Genomic DNA, 19,987 nt, shown 5'->3' with positions numbered 1-19,987 from the left:
GCCGACGCACAAGCGTTTCCTCTTTTTATTTAGAAAAAGGAGGGCTTGAGATGGCGAAGGTGCTTTGCGTTCTCTACGACGATCCGATCACGGGCTACCCGAAAACCTATGCGCGCGACGATCTGCCGAAGATCACCCACTACCCTGGCGGCCAGAGCCTGCCGACGCCGAAAGCGATCGATTTCACTCCGGGCGTGCTGCTGGGCTCGGTATCCGGCGAACTGGGCCTGCGCAAATATCTCGAAGCGAACGGCCATACGCTGGTCGTCACCTCCGACAAGGACGGACCGGATTCGGTCTTCGAGCGCGAACTTGTTGACGCCGACGTGGTCATCTCGCAGCCGTTCTGGCCGGCCTATCTGACGCCGGAGCGCTTCGCCAAGGCGAAGAACCTCAAAATGGCGCTGACCGCCGGCATCGGCTCCGACCATGTCGATCTTCAATCGGCGATCGACCGCAAGATCACGGTTGCGGAAGTCACCTACTGCAATTCGATCAGCGTCGCCGAACATGTGGTGATGATGATCCTGTCGCTCGTGCGCAATTATCTGCCTTCGCATGAATGGGCGAAGAAGGGCGGCTGGAACATCGCCGATTGCGTCGAACACGCCTACGACCTTGAGGCGATGCATGTCGGCACCGTCGCCGCCGGGCGCATCGGTCTCGCCGTGCTGCGCCGTCTCGCACCCTTCGACGTGAAGCTGCACTACAATGATCGCCACCGTCTGCCGGAATCGGTTGAGAAAGAGCTGAATCTCACCTGGCACGCCAACCCTGAGGAGATGTATCCCCATTGTGACGTGGTGACGCTCAACTGCCCGCTTCACCCCGAAACAGAGCACATGATCAATGAGGAAACGCTGAAGCTGTTCAAGCGAGGCGCCTATATTGTCAACACCGCGCGCGGCAAGCTATGCGACCGCGACGCGGTCGCGCGGGCGCTCGAAAGCGGACAACTTGCGGGCTATGCGGGCGACGTGTGGTTCCCGCAGCCGGCGCCGAAGGATCATCCATGGCGCAGCATGCCCTATAATGGCATGACGCCGCATATCTCGGGCACGACGCTGACCGCGCAGGCGCGCTATGCGGCGGGAACGCGCGAGATCCTCGAATGCTTCTTCGAGGGACGTCCGATCCGCGACGAATATCTCATCGTCGAAGGCGGTCATCTCGCCGGAACGGGCGCGCATTCCTACAGCGCCGGCAACGCCACCGGCGGCTCCGCCGAGGCTGAGAAATTCAAGAAAGCGGTCTGATCTTCGGCGGTGAGCGGAGCATCAGACATTCACGCTTGAACGTCTGATGCTCCAACAATCGTTCTACCCGAATGTAATGCGCATTGGCGAGGTGTAGGTTTTTGCGCCGTCCGCCTGTTTGCCCGCAAAGTAGATCTGTCGGAACCCGTGCGGGCCGTTCTCCGGCTCGATCTCGACAAAGCCGCAGATGTCGCGCGCAAGCGGCGCGTCGGGGATGCGTTCGAGAGAAATGAAGAGATCGGCGCCGCCGAGCGCCTGATCGATGCGCCGCCACGCGAAAAGTTCGGCGCCCGTTGTCTTACAGGCAAAGGACGGGCAATGGACGAAGGGATTGGGTTTCGACGGGTCGCCGACCTTTACATAGCCGCTGATCGTTCCCTCGACGGAGATCTCGCAGCGCTCGAGCCCGGTCAGTTCGATCTCGATTGAATCCGTGTCGCCAAACGTATCCGAGCGAAAACCGATTTCGCTGGGGCCAAGGCTCCAGACCGCCTCTTCCTGGTGTTCGAAACCGAGCACGCGGAAACTGCGGATGATTCCATTGCGAATGGCGATGCGGCCTTGCCATTGCGCCGCGCGGTAGCGGTCCTTGATCCGCGCGCCGCCCCAGCGCAGGCGGATGCGATGGTCGGAGAGGCCGGCTTCGACCTCAAGGTCGCGGCGCCAGAAACAGCCGCTGTGATCATAGGCGGCGATCTCCTCGAATCCGGCCTGACCGAGAAAACGGTAGTTCGCGCGCAAAGGACCGTTATGCGCAAAAGCTTCGCCCTGCCAAGAGTCGCCGGCCCAGGCGAGCGCAACGCTGCGTTCCCCGGTGGTCGCAAAAGTCTTGCGCGCGCGTAAAGCCTTGCCGATCGTGGAGCGGTCGAGTTTTTCGGCAATGACGCCGGTGAGGCCGCCGCGCACGCCGAAAACCGCCGTGCCGGGCGCGCCTCCGCCACAGCGTCCGCGATGCTCGTCGCTCGCCGCCGAAGCGCCGAGATGATAGCCGCGCCGCACGGCGTCCTGCAGCATCCAGGGAAAATGCCCCCAGGTCGAGCCGATCTCGATCAACCGCTCCAGTTCGGGGTGATGCCAGCCGAGATTGGCCCGGCGCCCGCCGACATGGGGGATCAGAAGATGGCCTTCAGGGTCATGCGCGTAAGCCGCGTAAAGCTCGTCGAGCGGCCACGCGCCGGGCGTGATCTCGTTGCTCGCCATATCCTCGCTCCATTCGAAGGAGCGCAGGCTCTCGCCTTCGCGGCCGCGCGGAAACAGCGGCTCGCCGTCGCCGAGAAAAACGACGTTATGGTCGCCGCCGGCGCAGGAATTGCCGCACCATTCCGTGCCGGGATAGCAGACGAAAGAGCCGTCGACGCTGATCTTCCGGATGCGCTCGACCGAGGCGCGCCAGCGCGCTTCCGTGATCTGAAAATCATTGGCGGTATAGCCGAGCACGTCGAGCCCGGCGACGTCGCGCCCGTAGGAGAGATTATAGACGGTGTCGTTGGTTCCGATCGTGTCGTCCGAATGGACATGCAGATCGGCGTAAAAAATGCGCGGGACCGGGCTTTGCGGGTCGATCGTCACATAGGCCTGACCGGCGTCGGCGAACGGGCCGTCGGCGATCTGCGCCGTGATGACGAGTTCGCCCTTGGCGCCGGTCGGGATGTCGTCGAGGCGTAGGATCGCCCAGCCGTCGGAAGCGAGTTGCGCCTGCCGGCGATAAATCTCGACGCCGCCCTGCGTGGCGGAGACCTCGACCGCGACGGAAAGGTTGCGGCACGTATTGCCCCAGGAATCCTCAAGGCGGATATGACAGGGAAGATCCGCGCCCGGCTGGATCAGGCGCGGCGCGGTGACGACAAGGCGGCGCGGCGCATCCGGCTCGATCTGCAGCACGATATCGCCCGGAACCGCGGCGAAGCGCGAGGTGCCGACCGGATCGATATAAAAGCGGAAGCGGAAATCCTTCTCGACGAAGGTCTGCGCGCGAGTGCCCGGCCCGCCGTGGCGACGGTCGCCAAGCCGAATCAGAATATGGTCGCCGGGATTAAGATAGCCGTCGACGATATCGACGATGATCGCCTTCTGGAATGGCCGCTCATGGCCCTTCTGGTCGAAGCGGCAGGCAAGGCTCTGCACCGTCGCCGGCTCTTGCCCCGGCAGCAGCGGGGCGGCCTGATATTCGGCGGACACATAATTCGCCGCGCGCGGATCAGAGGTCTGGAACAGCGCCCAGTCCGAATAGAATTTGAAGGTCGCCTTGATCCAGGCGCCGTCGGCGAGGCCCGAGGCGCCGACCTCATAGTCGAGCAGCAGTTCGGTCCACTCGCCGGCCTTGATGACGCTGGCGCGGCATGTGACGTGGCCGAGGAAGGGCATCGCCTTCGTCTTTTCATAGTAGCCCTGCGGGGCGATATAATCGCCGGCGGGCGGACGGTTCGAGGTCTCGCTCATATCTCGAAATCGACGAGTTCGCCGTCCTCTTGCAGTTTGGCGCGGATTTCGGACATGAGCCGCCATGTGCGCGGGTCCGACCGCAGATGCGGCCGCTGCGGCGTCGCAAAGCATCCCTGCACCCGCGCTGGGGATCCCGCGAGCACGATGACGCGGTCGGCGAGGTAGATCGCTTCGTCAATGTCGTGGGTAACGAAGAGGATGGTCTTTTGCGTGCGGCTCCAGAGCGTCAGAAGCTCATCCTGGAGATCGGCCCGCGTGATGGCGTCAAGCGCGCCGAAGGGCTCGTCCATCAGCAAGAGTTCGGGCTCGACCGCGAGCGCCCGCGCGAGGCCGACGCGCTGGCGCTGGCCGCCGGACAATTGATGCGGCCAGCGGTCGATCTGCGCGTTCAAACCCACAAGATCGAGCGCCGCCTCAACGCGGGCGCGAATCTCACGCCCCGAGAGGCCGAGCCCTTCAAGTCCAAAGGCGATATTGGCGCTGACTTTACGCCAGGGCAGCAGCTTGGCGTCCTGAAAGACGAGCGCCATGCGACGGCGCCCCCGGCCTTCCGGAATTTCGACGCGGACCTCGCCGGCGCTCGGATTGACGAGGCCCATCAGCACGCGCAGCAGCGTCGATTTGCCGGCGCCGGAGGGGCCAAGGATCGCAACAAATTCGCCCCGCTGAAGATGCAGGTCACAATGTTCGAGAATCTGCACGCGGTCCGCGCCCGATCCGTAAGACAGGCCGACGCCGAGCAGCTCGGCTATGATTGCCATGCGGTCAGCCTCCGCCGGACGGCGACGAACAGAATGTCGGTAATGGCGTAAAGCAGCGCCATGGTCAGCATATAGACGACGACGAGATCGGTGGCGAGAAGGCTTGCGGCCTGCATCATGCGCGCGCCGATGCCCGGCACGCCGAACAATTCGGCGGCGACCACCGACATCCAGGCCTGGCCGAGGCCGGTCCGGACGCCGGCGAGAATGCCCGGCGTCGCGGCGGGCAGCGCGATCTTGAACAGGCGCCCGAAAAAGCCGCCATGGCCGAAGGCGCGCGCGACCTCCATCAGATCGCGGTCGATCGCCTGCACCGCGCCGAAGGCGGCGTAAAAATTGATCCAAAATACCGCGATGGCGATGACGAAGGCGGCGGCTGTGGACGACAGGCCGAACCACAGAATCGCGAAGGGCACCCAGGCGAGGCCCGGGATTGGCCGCAGCAGGCGCACGAGGCCGGACAGCAGCGCTTCGAACCAGGGCAGCACGCCGCAGACGAGGCCGAAGGCGACGCCCAGACTGGAGCCGATGGCGACGCCGATCAGATAATGCGACAGGCTGTTCTTAACCGCGGCGAGCCAGAAGCCGCCTGATATTTCATCGAGCCAGGCGCGCGGGATCTGGCTCGGCATGGGGATCAGCGCGGACAAGGACGGATTGAGCCGCGCCGCGATCTCCCAGCCGGTGAAAAACAGAATCAGTCCGAGCGCGGCGAGCAGATGCGGCGTGGCGGCGCCGCCAAAATTGGTTATCCCGCGCCAAACCCTCCGGGCCGGAGTCGTCGGCGCGGCGAGAGTCATTTTGCGGCGGCGACGCGCTGATAGAAGGCGAGATCGAACAGATCCGCGACCGGCGTCGCGTTCTTGACGGTTCCAAGCTTGATCTCGAACGCCTGGAGCTTTTCCACCGAATCGACGATGCGCGCCGGATCGGTGACGAAGGACGACAGCGATCCCGCCAGCGCGCGATCGATCTGCGCCGGCGTCAGAATGCCGGAGCCAAGCGCCTTGAGGATGAAGGGCGCGGCCTGATCGGGATGCGCCTTGATCAGCTCGGTCGCGCGCAGATGCAGGCGCAGCAGCTTTTCGCCGGTCGCGGCGTTTTGCGGCTCGCCGGGCTTATAAAGCGCAAGCACCGAGCCGGGCTGATCCGGCATGAATTGATGGCCGGTGACGAGGACCTTCGAATCTTTTACCCGGTCGCGCACGACGGTCAGGGCCGGCTCGCGCAGCACGGCGGCGTCGACCGATCCGGCGAGGAAGGCCTGCTGCGCCGCGTCGATGTCGAGGCCCGTGATGTCGACGCTTGACGGATCAATCCCGTTTTCGACCTGCAGCCAATAGCGCAGCAGCGTGTCGGGAACCGAGCCCTGCGGCTGCGCCGCGATTTTTGGCTTGCGGCCCTGCGTTGCGGTGAAATTGGCGATGGCGGTCTTGAAGTCGGCGCCTTCCGTCGCGGCGAGCAGGAGGCCGCGCCCGACGAGCTGCAATTCCTCAATGGCGGCGGCGGCGACGACCCTGACGTCGACGCCCTTGGAGCGCGCGACGAGAAGCGGCAGGACGCCTGCAAGATAGGCGTCGAGCTGGCCTGCGGCCAGCGCCTGGATCGCCTGCGTGCCGGCTTGAAAGCGGATCAGTTCGAGGTCGAGGCCTTCGTCCTTGGCCCAACCCTGGCCGTCGATGACAAAGAGCTGCGCCGAGCCGAGGACGGGGATATAGCCGATCTTCACCTTGGTCTGCGCCGAAGCGTCATGCAGGGGAAAGAGGGCGCCGGCGGCCAGGGCAAGACCGAGCCCCAAACCGCGCGCCAGTTTCATGAAATTCATTCGTCCCTCGCAGTTGAACGGACCAAGACTTTGCGCCGGACCGCCGATTTCGGCGCGCATAAACCTTGTCATCATCAAGGACTGGCTCTTATTTTACTCCATATTTTTAGTCAACTTGTGGGAGCGGCCCTGACGTCGGCAGACGCCCGAGGCTTCAAGCCAAGCAGTAAACGCAAGCAGATTTTAAGAAGAGCCAGTCTCAGAGGACCCGAAATTTTCTGAACTCCCCAAGCAGGACGAGACGACTTTTTTGGAAGCCGTCGTTGCGGTCAATCTTGCTGAAGGCATCGGCCAGCTCAGACGAAATTGAGTCTCGCCCGCAACAGTTCAGGCGCGGGCGGGAGGCGCCATGAACTCCGGCCCGACCGGATCGGGGATTTCTTCGCGCAAGATTGTCTCGATCTCGGCCTTTGCTGCGGCGTCGAGCGTCCAGCCGGAGATCTCATCGACCGGCTTCAATTGGCCGGGATGGCGCGCGCCCCACAGCGCCGACGAGATCCCCTGGTCGAGCGCGAAGCGGACGGCGAGATCGATCACTGTCTTGCCGAAGCGCTCGCGGGCCAGCCGGTCGAGTCGCGCCACCGCGGCGAGATAATGGGAAAAGCGCGGCGGTTGAAATTTTGGATCGACCCGGCGCAGATCGTCGCCTTCGAAAAGCGTGTCGATCTTCATGCGGCCGGAGAGCAGGCCGCGGCAAAGCGAGCCATAGCCGAGGACCGCGACGCCGTGCTCGAGGCAGTAGGGCAGAATGTCTTTCTCGACCGCTCGCTCGAAAAGATTATAGGGCGGCTGCGCTGTATGCAGCGGCGCAACCTTGCGGAACCGCTCCATCTGATCGACGGAAAAATTGCTGACGCCGATCGCGCCGATGACGCCCTGATCGAACAGCGCCTTCATCGCCTCTGCAGTTTCCTCGATCGGAGTTTTCGGGTCGGGCCAATGCACCTGATAGATGTCGATATGATCGGTCTTCAACCGGCGCAAAGACTGCTCGATCTCCGCGTTGATCCGGTCGCGGCTGGCGTTGCGGAAGACTTTTCCGTCCTTCCAGTCGAGTCCGACCTTTGTCGCGATCAGCGCGCGGCTGCGCAAACCATGTTCGGACAGGGTCGTGCCGACCACCTCTTCGGAATGGCCGAAGCCGTAGACGGGCGCCGTATCGATCAGGTTGATGCCGTGATCGAGCGCGGCGCGGAGCGTTTCCATCGATTGCGCATCGTCGGCGCCGCCCCACATCCAGCCGCCGATCGCCCATGTGCCGATCGCGATCCGCGAAATTCCAAGCGACGTCCCCGCGATCGGAACGTAATCCATTTTGGGCGCGGCGTTGGCTGCGGGGGCGGGCGCATTCGACATTGGAAACTCCGTTTTCGACAGCCGAACCCGGCCGCGGCTTAGGCCGTCTTGACGCTCATCCCGTCGGATACATTAGCGGGCGGGCTCAGGATGATTCGATCGCCGTTCTTGAGGCCGGAGCGCACTTCGACATTGGCGCCATTATCCTGTTCGAGCTCGATCTTGCGCAGCTCGATCTTTCCGTCGGAGACGACCGCCACGCGCAAACCATCCTTGTTGAAGATCACCGCCTGCGAGGGGATGACGATCACAGGATTGGGCCGGCGCACCGCGAGGTGGACGATGCTGTAGAGGCCGGCGCTGAGGACGCCATCCTTGTTGTCGACGTCGACCTCCATCAGCAGCGTCCGCGTGCCGGCCGAGAGCGCTTCGGCATTGCGCGCAACATGGCCGGTGAAGGTCTTGCCCGGCAGTTCGGAGACGGTGATCGTCGCGGCGTCGCCGTCCTTGATGCCGAAAGTAGCCGATTGCGGGACAAACGCCTGCACGCGCAGGACGTCGGTGCGGGCCATCGAGAACAGCGGAGTTCCGCTCGCCGCATCCGCGGTCACGAGACTGCCGACGTCGACGAGGCGGCTGGTGACGACGCCGTCGAAGGGCGCCGTGATCCGCTCGAACTCGGTCAGTTGCTGCAGCCGGCTCACGGCCGCTTCCTGCGCGGTGACATTGGCCTTGGCGACGGCGACCGCCGCGGTGCGCGCCGCGAGCGTCAGCCGGTCGTTGTCGCCTTGTTGCGCGCTCGACCAGCCCTGCGCGACGAGGCGCGAGGTGCGCTGGTCGGTGACGCGGCCGAGATCGGCGTTGGCTTGCGCCTGTTGCACGGCGGCCTGAAACTGCACGAGCTGGGCCTTCGCCTGCACGAGCTGCTGATCGAGGTCGGGCGCGGCGATGACCGCGAGGACGTCGCCCTTTTTCAGCTTGGTTCCGATGTCGGCGTGGCGGACGCTGATATAGCCGGTCGCGCGGGCAAAAAGCGTCGCGCTGTCGAACGCGGTCATATTGCCGGTGAGCTCGATGGTGCGCGGCGTCGAGTCTTCCTTGACGATCGCCGTTCGCACGGTCGGCGTCGCATTCACCCGCGCCTCCATCGCGGCGTCGGCTTCCGCATTGCGGCTCGACTTGGTCCAGAGGCCGAAGCCGACCAGCCCGGCGACGATCGCAACCGCCAGAAAGCCGATCAGGCGCGCGATGATCCGGCGGCCGCGCTCGCGCCGTTCCGTCTCGCGCGGGGGCTCCTTGCGCTTGTCTTCCCCCTCTTCATTGGCGCGGAGGCCCGTCTGATGCAAAGCGGGATCCGGAGGCATGCTGTTCATGACGGCGATCCTTGGGGCGTTCTCTGGGGCGATCCGTGCGCTGACCCTTGCGGGGTGGGATCCTTGTGGACGTGCGGCTCCGCGCGCTCAAACCGGCCGACGATGGAATAGAGGAAGGGCACGAACAGCAGAGTGGTCAACGTGCCGACGGCGACGCCGCCGATCACCGAGCGCGCCAGCACGGCGTTCTGCTCTTCGCCCGGGCCGCCGATCGCCATTGGAATCATGCCGACGATCATCGCGGCGGCCGTCATCAGCACGGGCCGGAGCCGGGTGACGCCGGCCGACAGAGCCGCCTCGAAGGGCGTATGGCCGGCCTCGCGCTGCTCGCGCGCGAAAGTCACGAGCAGGATCGAATTCGCCGAGGCGACGCCGATCGCCATGATCGCGCCCATCAGCGACGGCACGCTCAAGGTCGTGCCGGTGACGAACAAAAGGAGGATGATGCCGGCGCCGGCGCCGGGCAAGGCGAGAATCACCGCCAGCGGATCGACGAAGCTCTGATAATTGACCACCATCAGCATGTAGACGAACACGGCGGCGAAGATGAGCCCCAGCGCCAGATTGCCGAAAGCCGATTCCATGCTCTCGATCTGGCCGCGGATGACGATCTTGTTGCCCGGCTTCAGCTCGGGCGAGACCTCGTCGACAATTCGGCGGACCTCCTTCGCGACGGAGCCAAGATCGCGGTCCTGCACGCTGCCATAGACGTCATAGACGGCCTGGATGTTCGAGTGATTGTAGACCGATTGCACGCCGAGGCGCTCCGCCGTCGCAATATTGCCGAGCAGGGTCGGTATCGGCGTGCCGTCCGCGTCGGAACTGGTCGCCAGCGGCGTGTTGTCGAGCTGGTTCTTGGTGGCGAGTTTATATTCCGGCGTTTGCGCCGGCATGAAATAGGGGATGCCGGTCTTGGGATCGGTCCAGAAATTCGGCGACACCTGTTCCGACGAGCTGAGGCTGATGTTCAAATTGTTGGCGACCTGCTGCATGTTCAGCCCGAGCTGCTGCGCCCGGGTGCGGTCGACCGTGTAATAGAGCATCGGCGCGTTCAGCTCCTGCTGAATGTGGGCGTCGACAAGGCCGGGCACGCGGCTCATCTTGTCCTGCAGCAGCGCGGCGACGCGCTTGTTGTTCTCGCGGTCGCGCCCCTGAATCTGGACGTCGATCTGCGTCGGCACGCCGAAATTCAACACCTGCGTGACGAGATCGGCCGGCTGGAAATAGAACATGACGTCGGGAAAAGCGACGCTCAACTCCCGCCGCAGGGTTCGGATGATGTCGGCCGTGCCTTGATGCCCCTCGGCGAGTTCGATCTGGATCACGCCGTCATTGACGCCGATGGCGCTGCCGTCGGTGAAGGCGAGATTATAGAGCCGCTGCGGCAAGCCGATATTGTCGAGAACGAGCTTCAGGTCCTTTGCTGGAACGACCTCGCGAATCTTGTCCTCGACATCCTGGAAAATTTGCTCCGTGCGCTCGATGCGGGTGCGCGCCGGGACGCGAGCATGCAGCTGAATGAGGCCCGCGTCGACCGTCGGAAAGAAATCGGACCCGACGTTCAGCGAAAGGAGGCCCGCGCCGGCGACGACGAGGAGCGCGATCGCAGGCGTCAGGATCCTCCGCCGCAAAATGCCGGTCAGCAGCCACGCATAGAAATCGCGGAAGCGGTCGAAGCCGGCGTTGAAGCGCGCGTGAAACCTTGCGAGCCAGTCCGTCGCCTCGCCATGCCGCTCATGCTCCTTGCGGATCAAAAGGCCGATCATGATCGGCGTCAGCGTCCGCGAGATGCAATAGGAGGCGAGCATGGCGAACACGACGGCCATCGCCAGCGGCGCGAACAGATAGCGCGCGGCGCCCTGCAAGAAGAACACCGAGATGAAGACGCAGCAGATCGCCAGCGTCGAGATCAGCGTCGGAACGGCGATGCCGGCGGCGCCCTCGAGCACGGCCTTGTCGAAATCCATGCCTTCCTCGAGAAGGCGATGCGTATTCTCGATTGTCACCGTCGAATCGTCGACGAGAATGCCGACGGCGAGAGCGAGGCCGCCGAGGGTCATGGTGTTGATCGTCTGGCCGAGGACAGACAGGATCGCGACGGAGGTCAGGATCGAGAGCGGTATCGACACCATGACGACCAGCGTCGAGCGCCAGGAGCCGAGGAAGATCAGGATCATCAAGGCGGTCAGGGCGGCGGCGATCGCGCCTTCATGCAGCACGCTGTCGATGGCATTCTGCACGAACACCGACTGATCGAACAGGAGCTTGATGTCCATGCCGGGCGGGGCGGCCTTCTGGATGTCCGGAAGCGCCGCCTTGACCCGATTGACGACGTCGAGCGTCGAGGCGTTGCCGTTCTTGATGATGGTGAGGAGAACGGAGCGCTTGCCCTCGGCGCGCACGATGTTCTGCTGCACCGCCCAGCCGTCGCGCACATGGGCGACGTCGGACAAAAAGACGGTGGCGCCGCCGACCTTCTTGATCGGAATCTGGTTCAGCGCGTCGATCGAGGGCGCCGCATTATTGACTTTGACGATGAATTGCTGGTCGCCAAGCTTCACGTCGCCCGACGGCAGGGTCAGGCTCTGCGCATTGACGGCGTTGACGATGTCGTTCGGCGTGATGCCTCGCGCGCGTAGCGCGTCGGGATCGAGATCGACCATGATCTGGCGGTATTTGCCGCCATAGGGCGTCGGCAGCGTGATGCCGGGGATCGGCGCCAGCGCCTGGCGCATCTGATAGATGCCGTAATCATAGAGCTGTTGCTCATTCAGCGTATCCGAGCTCAAGCTTAGCTGAAGCACCGGCACCGACGAGGCGTTGTATTGGATGACGATCGGCGCCTGAATGCCGGTCGGCATCAGCGCGCGGATCGAATTGGAGCCGGAGACGACCTGGGCGATGGCCAGATCGATATTCACATTGGGCTGGAAATAGATCTTCTCGACGGCAATGCCAGCCATCGTCTGGCTTTCGATATTCCGGACGTCGCTGACGCTGGAGCTGATCGAATATTCGCTATAGGTGGTGACCCGCTGCTCCATCTCCTCGGGCGTCAGGCCGGTATATTGCCAAATGACGGTGACGACCGGGATATTGATGTTCGGAAAAATATCCTTGGGGGTGGTGAAAATCGCCGCGCCGCCCAAAAACAGCATCATCAGCGCCAGCACATAAAATGTGTGGCGGTATCGCAGCGCGAAACCGACAATGCCCATTTTTAATCTCCGAACTTCGGTCTTGACGTATTGTATTGTACAGTACACATCAAGAGGCGAGTCCTTTTTGTCACATGCTTGTGAATGACCGACCAGACAGATAAATTCGAACCTCCCGCGCCTGCGCCAAGCAAGCGCCTTGCCGCGCGCCGGCAGGCGTTCCTTGAGGCGGCGCGCGTCGTGTTCGAGGATAAGGGCTTCGCCGCCGCAACGATCGACGAGGTGATCGCCTTGTCGGGCGGATCGCGCCAGACCCTTTATACGCTTTTCGGCGACAAGCAGGGCCTGTTCGAGGCTCTCGTCACGGGAACCTGCCAATCGATCTTTCACGGCATGACGCCGGAAAAACTGGCGCCGCAGGAGCCGGAGGCGGCCTTAACCGGATTTGGCGCCCGCTATCTTGGCATCATTACCTCTCCCGCGGCTCTGAGCCTCAATCGTCTCATGGTCGCCGAGGCGCCCCGCATTCCCGACATCGCGGAACGCTATTGGACGCTTGGCCCGGGACGCAGCCGCGCATTTCTCGCCGAATTCTTCAGGCGCCAGGGGAGCGCCGGCAAGCTCCGGATCGACGACGCCGAAACGGCGGCCGACCATTTCCTCGAAATGCTCTCCGGCACGATCCGGTTCAAATGCCTGATCGGCGTGCGCAAGCCTCCGGACGCCGCGGAAATCGAGGCGATCGTAGCCAAGGCGGTCCGCCAATTTCTCGAAGGCGCGGAGCCTCGCCGCGTGGTCGCTGGGCAAGCGATCCGCCAGCCTTGCGCCGTTCCGGGCGGCTCGGCGGCGAGAGACTGACGCCGATCGTCACAGTCCGCGGCGCCGGGCCGAGAAACCCGGTCGCCGCCTTGAGTTCTTTTTGCCGGCGGTCTTGTGGAGGCGCTGCGCCCCGCGTTAGAACGGTCGCGCCTACGCAAAATGTCGGATGGCGCGGCGATGCTTCGGAGACGATCCTGAATGTTTGTAAAAAAGTCCCTGACCCTTGCCGACGCCAAGGCGATCGCGGCGGCGGCCGAAGCCGAAGCAATCAAGAACGCCTGGAACGTCACCATCTCCGTGGTCGACGACGGCGGTCATCTTCTGGTTCTGCAACGGCTCGACGACGCGCCGACGGGCTCCGTCACGGTTTCGCAGGAGAAGGCGCGCACGGCGTTCCTCTTCAAGCGCACCACCAAAAGCCTCGAGGAAACGGTCGTCGGCGGCCGCACTGTGATGCTGACCCTGCCCGGCGCGACGCCAATCGAAGGCGGGCTGCCGCTGATCAATGACGGGCGGGTGGTCGGCGCCATTGGCGTGTCGGGCGTTCAATCCTCCCAGGACGCGATCATCGCCCAGGCCGGAGTCGACGTCGCCGCCAAATTGTAGACGGCCGCACGCGAAACACGCGGCGCCGTCCGTTTGACAAGGCCTTCGCGATCATCCACCAAAATGCGCGCCCGCCGATGCGGCAGGGCGCGAATCCCATGCAGCGATCGGAGACATTATGGTTGAGGCGCAATGCAGGTCTGTCGAAGGGACTTTGGCCCGATCGGCGCGGGCGATTTTCGCCGCCGCGCTGCTGGCCCTGTCGGGAGGAGCGGCCCTTGCGCAAGGGTTCGAGGGAACCGCGGAGGAGCGGGAAGCCTGCACGCCCGACGCTTTGTCCATTTGTTCCTCGGCGATCCCCGATCCGACGAAGGTCAAGGAATGCCTGGTCCAGCACGTCAGCGAGCTTAGCCCCGGCTGCAAAGAGGTGTTTGAGCAAAGAGGCAAGGCGGAGAGCGAGCGGGCGCGTTAAGGCGTCAGGGCCCGGGAATGGTTCGCCGGAAGAGATAATGATTTAACAAAGGGCTAGGGATATTTTCCAGTTCTGGCGCGGGAGCGGCCTGCGATGACTATGGCGGAGATGCAGCCGGCGCAGCTGTTCTCTCTCATCGCCGAGCATTCCGATATCGCCGTCATGGCGGCGGCTCTCGGTCTCGGCTGCATTTCCCTCGCAATCCTCGCCCTCCGTCGGGACGCCATGTGGCGGCTCGCTGGCAGGATCGGCTCCTTTGTCGCCTTGACGGCCGCGCTCGCCAGTCAAGGCATTCAGCCCTATCAGCCGCGCCATGACGCCGAGCAAAGCTCGGCGCATCAGATCGGGCTCTATTTCATCGAAGTTTTGTGGTGGATTGCGCTCGCGCGCAGTCTTGTCGGCATCGTCGACGCCTTTGTCATCTTCGAGCGCAAGCCGCAGGAAAGCCGGCTGTTTCAGCAGCTGATCGCCGGGCTGATCTATCTCGGCGTCGCCTTCGCCATTGTCGGCCAGGTCTTCGAGGTTCCGGTCGGGGCGCTGTTTGCGACCTCCGGCGCGGTCGCCATCATCGCCGGCCTCGCGCTGCAAAGCACGCTTGCCGATGTTTTCTCAGGGATCGCGATCAGCCTCGGCCGATCTTACCGCATCGGCGACTGGATCGTCGTCGATAGCGCCGTCGAGGGACGCATCGTCGAGACGAACTGGCAGAACGTGCATCTTTTGACGTCGACGCATGATCTGGCGATCATCCCGAACAGCGTCGTCGCCAAGGCGAGGCTGCTCAACCAGAGCTGGCCCGATTCGGCGCGCGACGCGCGGGTGCTGGTGCGGCTGAGGCCCGCCCTCTCGCCCGCCGCCGTCGTCGAACTGGGGCTTGAGGCGATGGCCAGTTGCAATCTGATCCTGCATGATCCGCCGGCGACCGCCACGGTCAAATCGCTCAACGGATCGGCAATCGAGGTCGAACTGAAATGCCGAGTGCATGACCGCACGCTCGTCGATGGCGCCACCAATGAGGTGTTTGACCGTTTCTTTCGCCACGCCGTTGCGGCCGGCCTCAGCTTTGCGCCGGACGCCGGCGATTCTTACGCTCCGGACATCGAATTCGAGACGGCTGCGGCCGCCGCGGGCAGGATCACGATGCGCCTGCCTTTGTTCGCCTCCCTCGCAAAAGAGGACAGGGCTGCGCTCGCGGCGAAGATGAAGCGCAAGGAATATGCGTCGGGCGAAGTCGTCATCGGGCCGGGCGAGCTGGCGCAATCCCTTGGCATCGTGCAGGCCGGCGCCCTTGCGCTCTATCACGCCCGCGACGATCGCGAGCTGACGCGGCTGGCTCCCGGCGATTATTTCGGCGAGGGCGGCCTGCTGCTCGGCGAGCCGCAGCAAAATGCGTTGCGCGCCGTGACCCGCGCCGTCGTCTATGAGATCGGCGCTGCGGACCTTGCTCCCGTGCTGCGTTCGCGGCCCGGCCTGTCGCATCAGCTCGGCGAGGCGCTGGCGCAGCGGCGGGCGATGGAGCAGAAAAACGAAGTGGACGTCAAACACCATACCGGTCACACGGCCAAGCGCTTCGCCGATCGCATCATGGAGCTGTTCCAGCTCGATCTGACCTCTGCGCGCTGACAGCGTACGGGAGACAGCCGCCGATGCAAGCCATGATCTTTGAAGGCAAGGGCAAGCCGCTCGTCCTGCGCGAGGTGGCGACCCCTTCGCCGGGCGCGGGGGAGGTGCTGATCAAGGTCCATGCCTGCGCCGTCTGCCGCACCGACCTTCATGTCATCGACGGCGAGCTGCCGCGGCCCAAGCTGCCGCTGATCATCGGGCACGAGATCGCGGGCGTGGTGACGCAGCTCGGCGCCGGAGTCAGCCGCTTCAAGCTCGGCGACAGGGTCGGCGTTCCCTGGCTCGGCTGGACCTGCGGCACGTGCAAATTCTGCCGCTCGGGGCGCGAAAATCTCTGCGATCAGGCCCGCTTCACAGGTTACGACATCGACGGCGGCTATGCGCAATTTACGCGCGCCGACGAGCGCTTCGCCTTTCGCCTGCCCGATGACTATACGGACATCGACGCGGCGCCGCTGCTTTGCGCCGGGCTGATCGGCTACCGGACGCTGCGCCTTGCCGGCGAAGGCCGCCGGCTCGGCCTCTACGGCTTTGGCGCCGCCGCGCATATCGTCGCGCAAGTCGCCCGGCATTCAGGCTGGGCGATCTACGCCTTCACCCGGCCGGGCGACGCTGAGGCGCAGGAATTTGCGAAAAAATGCGGCGCGGTCTGGGCGGGCGGCTCAGATGATTTGCCGCCGCACAAGCTCGACGCCGCGCTGATTTTTGCGCCCGTCGGACCGCTGGTCCCGGCCGCCCTCAAGGTGGTGGACAAGGCCGGAACGGTGGTCTGCGGCGGCATCCATATGAGCGATATCCCAAGCTTTCCCTATGCCGATCTGTGGGAGGAGCGGACGATCCGCTCTGTCGCCAATCTCACCCGGCGCGACGCCGAGGAATTTCTGGCGCTCGCCCCGAAAATACCGGTGCGGACGGCGACGACGATCTATCCGCTGGAGCGCGCCAATGAGGCGCTCGACGATCTGCGCCAGGGACGGCTATCGGGCGCCGCCGTGCTGACGCCGCCGGAGAGCTCGGCTTGAGGCAAATGGCGATGAATTCTCCGCTAATGGCGACAATCGCCGAATTTGTGCTTTCGAACTTTGCGCCGCTGTTGTTCGTCGCGGCGCTGCTTATCGTCGCTTTCGATCGCGGCAAGCCCTTGGCCGATCGCACCTTGTCATGGCTCCTGCTGCTGCCGATCGGTCTCGGCGGGTTGTGGAGCGCATTTTTCCATCTCGCTTTCCCGGAAGTCGCCGCGCGGGCCATCGGCTGGATGGACAGCCCGTTCCAGTTCGAGGTCGGCATGGCCGATCTCGGCATCGGCGTCGCCGGCTGTCTGGCGTTTCGGGCGAGCTGGGGGTTTCGCGCCGCGGTTGTCGTGATCAGCGCGATCTTCTTTTTTGGCGATTCCATCGGGCATTTGCGCCAGATGATCGTGGCTCGCAATTTCGCGATTGATAACGCCGGGCCGGTGTTCTGGCTCGACGTCGCGCTGCCGGTGCTCAGCCTCATCGCGCTGCTGCTGTCGCGGCGCGCGCGCAAATAGGTCGACCGCTCAAGCGCCGGCGCCCCCCGCCGCATCCAGAATTTCGTCGAGCGATCCGCCAAGATGGGCGACGTCCCCCCATCCCTGCACAGCCCATCGCCCGTCGCGCCGTTCGATCCAGTTGAGGGCGGCGTTGAGCAGCGTAAAATCGCGTTTTTGCCGCAAATCCTGACCGGACGCGAGGCGACGCGCCATGTCGAGGACGCCGCCATGGGCGACGATCAGGATGGTCTGGCCGGCAAGCTCATCGGCGAGATGATTGAGCGCGCCGCCTACGCGACGTGAAAAGGCGCAGAGGCTCTCGCCGTCGCCCGGCAGCGGCGCCTCGGGATCGCGAGCGGAAAAACGCGCATAATCGGCCGGAAAAAGCGCCTTCGCCTCGGCATGCGTCAGGCCCTGAAACGCGCCGAAAAACCGCTCGCGCAGCGCGGGCGTCGGCTCGACCGGTAGGCCGAGCGCCCGCCCGGCCGGGACCGCCGTGTCATAGGCGCGTTTGAGGTCGCTGCTGAAGATCGCGTCAAAACGGCAGGCGGTGAGCCGCGCGGCGACGGCTGCGGCCTGCGCGCGACCGCTGGCGTTAAGCCCGATGTCAAGCTGGCCCTGGAGGCGCCCTTCGGCGTTCCAGTCGGTCTCGCCATGGCGCACGAGGCAAAAACGGGTCGTCATAAGCCTCGTCTGGCAAGCGTTGCGCCAACGGATGATTTGATATGAACCGGGGGTCAGCCTCGTCCGTTCATGCTAGACTAGCGAAAGCTAGCCATGCCGCCAACGCTCAAGCAAGCGGGGTTGTTCATGTTCGATTTTCTCCTCAAAGGCGCCGAATTACGCTTCGACCTGTCCGAACCTTTGCCCTTGCGCGATCTGGTCGCAGGGCTCCGATCCGGCGGCATTGAGGCCAGCGCCATCCTCAACCGCCTCGACCCGGACCTTGCCGACGAGATTCACGCCGTCGCTGTGCATCGCGGCGTCACGACCGAGAGCTATCTTGCCGGCGCGCTGGTCAATTTTGCGCTGGAGGCCGCCGACGAAGCCTGGCGGCGGCTTGGCGAGCGCGCCGCCCCCATCGACGCCGATCAGGAGGCCGCGGCTTTCGGCGTGCTGCTGTCCGAGGCGCTGCGCCGCACGCTGACGCGCGATGCGCGCATTTCCTCGGGCGTCGGAGCCGAGCCGGCGGCAAAAAAAGGCCGGCGCGTCGCGACGCTTCTGTCGTAAGGCCCGCGTTCCATCTGGCGCGAGGCCGGTAAAGGCCTTGCGCGTGGGGACGGATCTACCGCCGCGCGCTCGATCGGCTCGACGGAATTTTGCGCAGCCGGCTTGACGCCCTACAGCGGCGCGAAGGCGGCCTCCATGGGCGGCGGCGGCTCCGTCGGAAATGTCGTCTGCCAGCCGCCGCCGAGCGCCTTGTAGAGCTGGATCAGGCTGATCGACACATTCGTCGTGCTCTGCGCCTGCTGTTGCATCGCCTGGAGCACCGTGCGCTGCGCATCGAGCACGGTCAGAAAATCGGCGACGCCATTGTTGTAGCGCGTGCGCGAGATCGCGAGAGCCTGACTGGCGTGATCGACCTGCGCCTTGAGGCTGTCGCGGCGGCGCTGCTCGGAGCTGTAGGCGTTCAGCGCATTGACAATCTCGTGCCAGGCGGAAAGCACGGTCTTGTGGTAGGCGATCGCCGCTTCCTGCTGCTGTTGCGACCGGAGGTCGAGGGTCGATTTCAATCGCCCCGCTTCAAAAATCGGCAGCGAGACGCTCGGCCCGAACTGATATTGCAGCGAGCTTCCTTTCCACAAATTTTTGGCGTCGAGCGCGTTCAGCACGAGATTGCCGTTTAGCTTCACGCTCGGATAGAAATCGGCCACGGCGACGCCGATATCGGCGGTCGTCGCATGCAGCTGCGCCTCCGCGGCGCGGATGTCCGGCCGCCGGCGCGCGAGTTCGGACGGAACGCCAAGGGGCGGGCGCGGCGGCGCCGGAATGCGGCTTTTCGCCTGCATCAACTCACCCTTGAGCGAGCCTGGCTGCTCGTCCAGGATGAAGCTGATCGCATTGGCGTTGACGTCGACGTCGTTTTGCAGCGCCGGCAGCTGCGCCTTGATGCTTTCGACCAGCGCCGCCGCATTCTGCACGTCGAGGTCGCTTGTCAGCCCTTTGGCGGTTCTCGTGCGCGTCAGCTCGAGAATGTCGCTCGCGCTTTTGAGATTCTCGGTCAAGATCGCGATCTGCGCCTGCGCGCCCCGCAGCGTTACATAATCGCGCGCGAGCTCGGCCAGCGTCGACACGAGAATATCGCGGCGCTGATATTCCGAGGCCTCCAGCGAAGCGTCCGCGGATTCGACCTGCCGTCTCACGCGGCCCCAGATGTCGAGCTCCCATGACGCGTCGAAGCCGGTTTGCCAGACGCTGATCGGCGGCGCGTTGATGTTGGGACCGGCGAGACTCAATATGCCGTTCTTGCTGTAGAGTTCGCGCTGGTAGGACGCCTGGCCGTTGATCGAGGGGAAGGCGGCGGAGGCGACGACTCCGCGCTGCGCCCGGCTTTCGCCGAGCCGCACGGTCGCGGAGGCGATGTCGAGATTGGCGCCGGCGACCCGCTCGGCGAGGGACGTCAGCGTCTTGTCGTGAAAGGTCCGCCACCAGTCGGCGCCCGAGCCCTGTTCGCTCAAACGTGGCGGCTCCGGCTCCGCGCGCGGCTCCGGTTTGCCAAGGAAAGACGTACGCGGCAGCAGCGGATCAGGCGCCGTGAAATCCGGTCCGACCGAATAACAGCCGCCTATCGTGAGGCACGCCAGCATAGCCGCAGCAAGGCCTGTGGCTTTTCTCGTCGTCATGACCATTCCGGCGCGTTGCAAAGGCAGGAGGAATTGCGCCAGTCTAGGGCGTAAAGATGGCGC

17 protein-coding genes are annotated in these 19,987 nt (G+C 64.3%); 8 read left to right on the top strand and 9 right to left on the bottom strand.

Translation table 11 applies throughout. The features are described 5' to 3' along the window. The first annotated feature begins 50 nt into the window (after positions 1–50). Positions 51–1,256 (top strand): NAD-dependent formate dehydrogenase, encoded by a 1,206-nt coding sequence (locus tag MSIL_RS12515; RefSeq protein WP_012591449.1) that lies wholly within the window; start codon positions 51–53, stop codon positions 1,254–1,256. A 63-nt stretch (positions 1,257–1,319) separates the two neighbouring features. On the opposite strand, the gene MSIL_RS12510 is transcribed toward MSIL_RS12515, so the two are convergent. The 7 genes from MSIL_RS12510 to MSIL_RS12480 all read right to left on the bottom strand — a co-directional run bounded on the left by MSIL_RS12510 (position 1,320) and on the right by MSIL_RS12480 (position 12,171). Next, entirely contained in the window at positions 1,320–3,695 is a 2,376-nt protein-coding gene (locus MSIL_RS12510) for a hypothetical protein (RefSeq protein ID WP_012591448.1), read from the bottom strand. Then, positions 3,692–4,459 (bottom strand): ABC transporter ATP-binding protein, encoded by a 768-nt coding sequence (locus tag MSIL_RS12505; protein WP_012591447.1) that lies wholly within the window; start codon positions 4,457–4,459, stop codon positions 3,692–3,694. Before MSIL_RS12505 ends, MSIL_RS12510 begins: the two co-directional genes overlap by 4 nt. Continuing rightward, positions 4,447–5,259, bottom strand: coding sequence for an ABC transporter permease (locus MSIL_RS12500; protein ID WP_012591446.1), 813 nt, complete (start codon positions 5,257–5,259; stop codon positions 4,447–4,449). The genes MSIL_RS12505 and MSIL_RS12500 overlap by 13 nt, the downstream gene beginning before the upstream one ends. Further along, positions 5,256–6,359, bottom strand: a complete 1,104-nt coding sequence (locus tag MSIL_RS12495; RefSeq protein ID WP_210160563.1) for an ABC transporter substrate-binding protein — start codon at positions 6,357–6,359, stop codon at positions 5,256–5,258. Before MSIL_RS12495 ends, MSIL_RS12500 begins: the two co-directional genes overlap by 4 nt. Before the next feature lie 252 nt (positions 6,360–6,611). Continuing rightward, positions 6,612–7,640 carry an aldo/keto reductase gene (locus MSIL_RS12490; protein ID WP_012591444.1) on the bottom strand — a complete coding sequence of 343 codons (1,029 nt, stop codon included), beginning with the start codon at positions 7,638–7,640 and terminating at the stop codon, positions 6,612–6,614. 38 nt (positions 7,641–7,678) lie between these two features. Further along, complete coding sequence (locus MSIL_RS12485; RefSeq protein WP_012591443.1) at positions 7,679–8,953, bottom strand: efflux RND transporter periplasmic adaptor subunit; 1,275 nt, start codon at positions 8,951–8,953, stop codon at positions 7,679–7,681. Then, complete coding sequence (locus MSIL_RS12480; RefSeq protein ID WP_012591442.1) at positions 8,950–12,171, bottom strand: efflux RND transporter permease subunit; 3,222 nt, start codon at positions 12,169–12,171, stop codon at positions 8,950–8,952. Before MSIL_RS12480 ends, MSIL_RS12485 begins: the two co-directional genes overlap by 4 nt. An 84-nt stretch (positions 12,172–12,255) precedes the next feature. On the opposite strand from MSIL_RS12480, the gene MSIL_RS12475 reads away from it, so the two are divergent. The 6 genes from MSIL_RS12475 (at position 12,256) to MSIL_RS12450 (ending at position 17,099) form a co-directional block, all read left to right on the top strand. Continuing rightward, positions 12,256–12,969, top strand: a complete 714-nt coding sequence (locus tag MSIL_RS12475) for a TetR/AcrR family transcriptional regulator (RefSeq protein WP_012591441.1) — start codon at positions 12,256–12,258, stop codon at positions 12,967–12,969. A 159-nt stretch (positions 12,970–13,128) separates the two neighbouring features. Further along, positions 13,129–13,536, top strand: coding sequence for a GlcG/HbpS family heme-binding protein (locus MSIL_RS12470; RefSeq protein ID WP_012591440.1), 408 nt, complete (start codon positions 13,129–13,131; stop codon positions 13,534–13,536). A 118-nt stretch (positions 13,537–13,654) separates the two neighbouring features. Continuing rightward, entirely contained in the window at positions 13,655–13,948 is a 294-nt protein-coding gene (locus MSIL_RS12465; protein WP_049768167.1) for a hypothetical protein, read from the top strand. Between the two features lie 93 nt (positions 13,949–14,041). Continuing rightward, positions 14,042–15,571 (top strand): mechanosensitive ion channel family protein, encoded by a 1,530-nt coding sequence (locus MSIL_RS12460; RefSeq protein ID WP_012591438.1) that lies wholly within the window; start codon positions 14,042–14,044, stop codon positions 15,569–15,571. A 23-nt stretch (positions 15,572–15,594) separates the two neighbouring features. Further along, on the top strand, positions 15,595–16,593 hold the full coding sequence (locus MSIL_RS12455; protein ID WP_012591437.1) for a zinc-dependent alcohol dehydrogenase family protein: 999 nt from the start codon (positions 15,595–15,597) through the stop codon (positions 16,591–16,593). A gap of 11 nt (positions 16,594–16,604) precedes the next feature. Then, entirely contained in the window at positions 16,605–17,099 is a 495-nt protein-coding gene (locus tag MSIL_RS12450) for a DUF6790 family protein (RefSeq protein ID WP_012591436.1), read from the top strand. A 9-nt stretch (positions 17,100–17,108) separates the two neighbouring features. Here the strand turns inward: MSIL_RS12450 and MSIL_RS12445 are convergent, their stop codons facing one another. Next, positions 17,109–17,765, bottom strand: coding sequence for a histidine phosphatase family protein (locus tag MSIL_RS12445; protein WP_012591435.1), 657 nt, complete (start codon positions 17,763–17,765; stop codon positions 17,109–17,111). 93 nt (positions 17,766–17,858) lie between these two features. Here MSIL_RS12445 and MSIL_RS12440 point away from each other — a divergent pair, with 93 nt between their 5' ends. Further along, a complete protein-coding gene (locus MSIL_RS12440) occupies positions 17,859–18,311 on the top strand; it encodes a hypothetical protein (protein WP_012591434.1) in 453 nt (150 codons plus the stop codon). Positions 18,312–18,421: 110 nt separating this feature from the next. On the opposite strand, the gene MSIL_RS12435 is transcribed toward MSIL_RS12440, so the two are convergent. Next, a complete protein-coding gene (locus MSIL_RS12435) occupies positions 18,422–19,924 on the bottom strand; it encodes an efflux transporter outer membrane subunit (RefSeq protein WP_012591433.1) in 1,503 nt (500 codons plus the stop codon). Between the last annotated feature and the right edge of the window lie 63 nt (positions 19,925–19,987).

This window comes from Methylocella silvestris BL2 (assembly GCF_000021745.1).
Classification (GTDB): Bacteria; Pseudomonadota; Alphaproteobacteria; order Rhizobiales; family Beijerinckiaceae; genus Methylocapsa; species Methylocapsa silvestris.
This window is presented reverse-complemented; position numbering and strand designations above follow the sequence as displayed.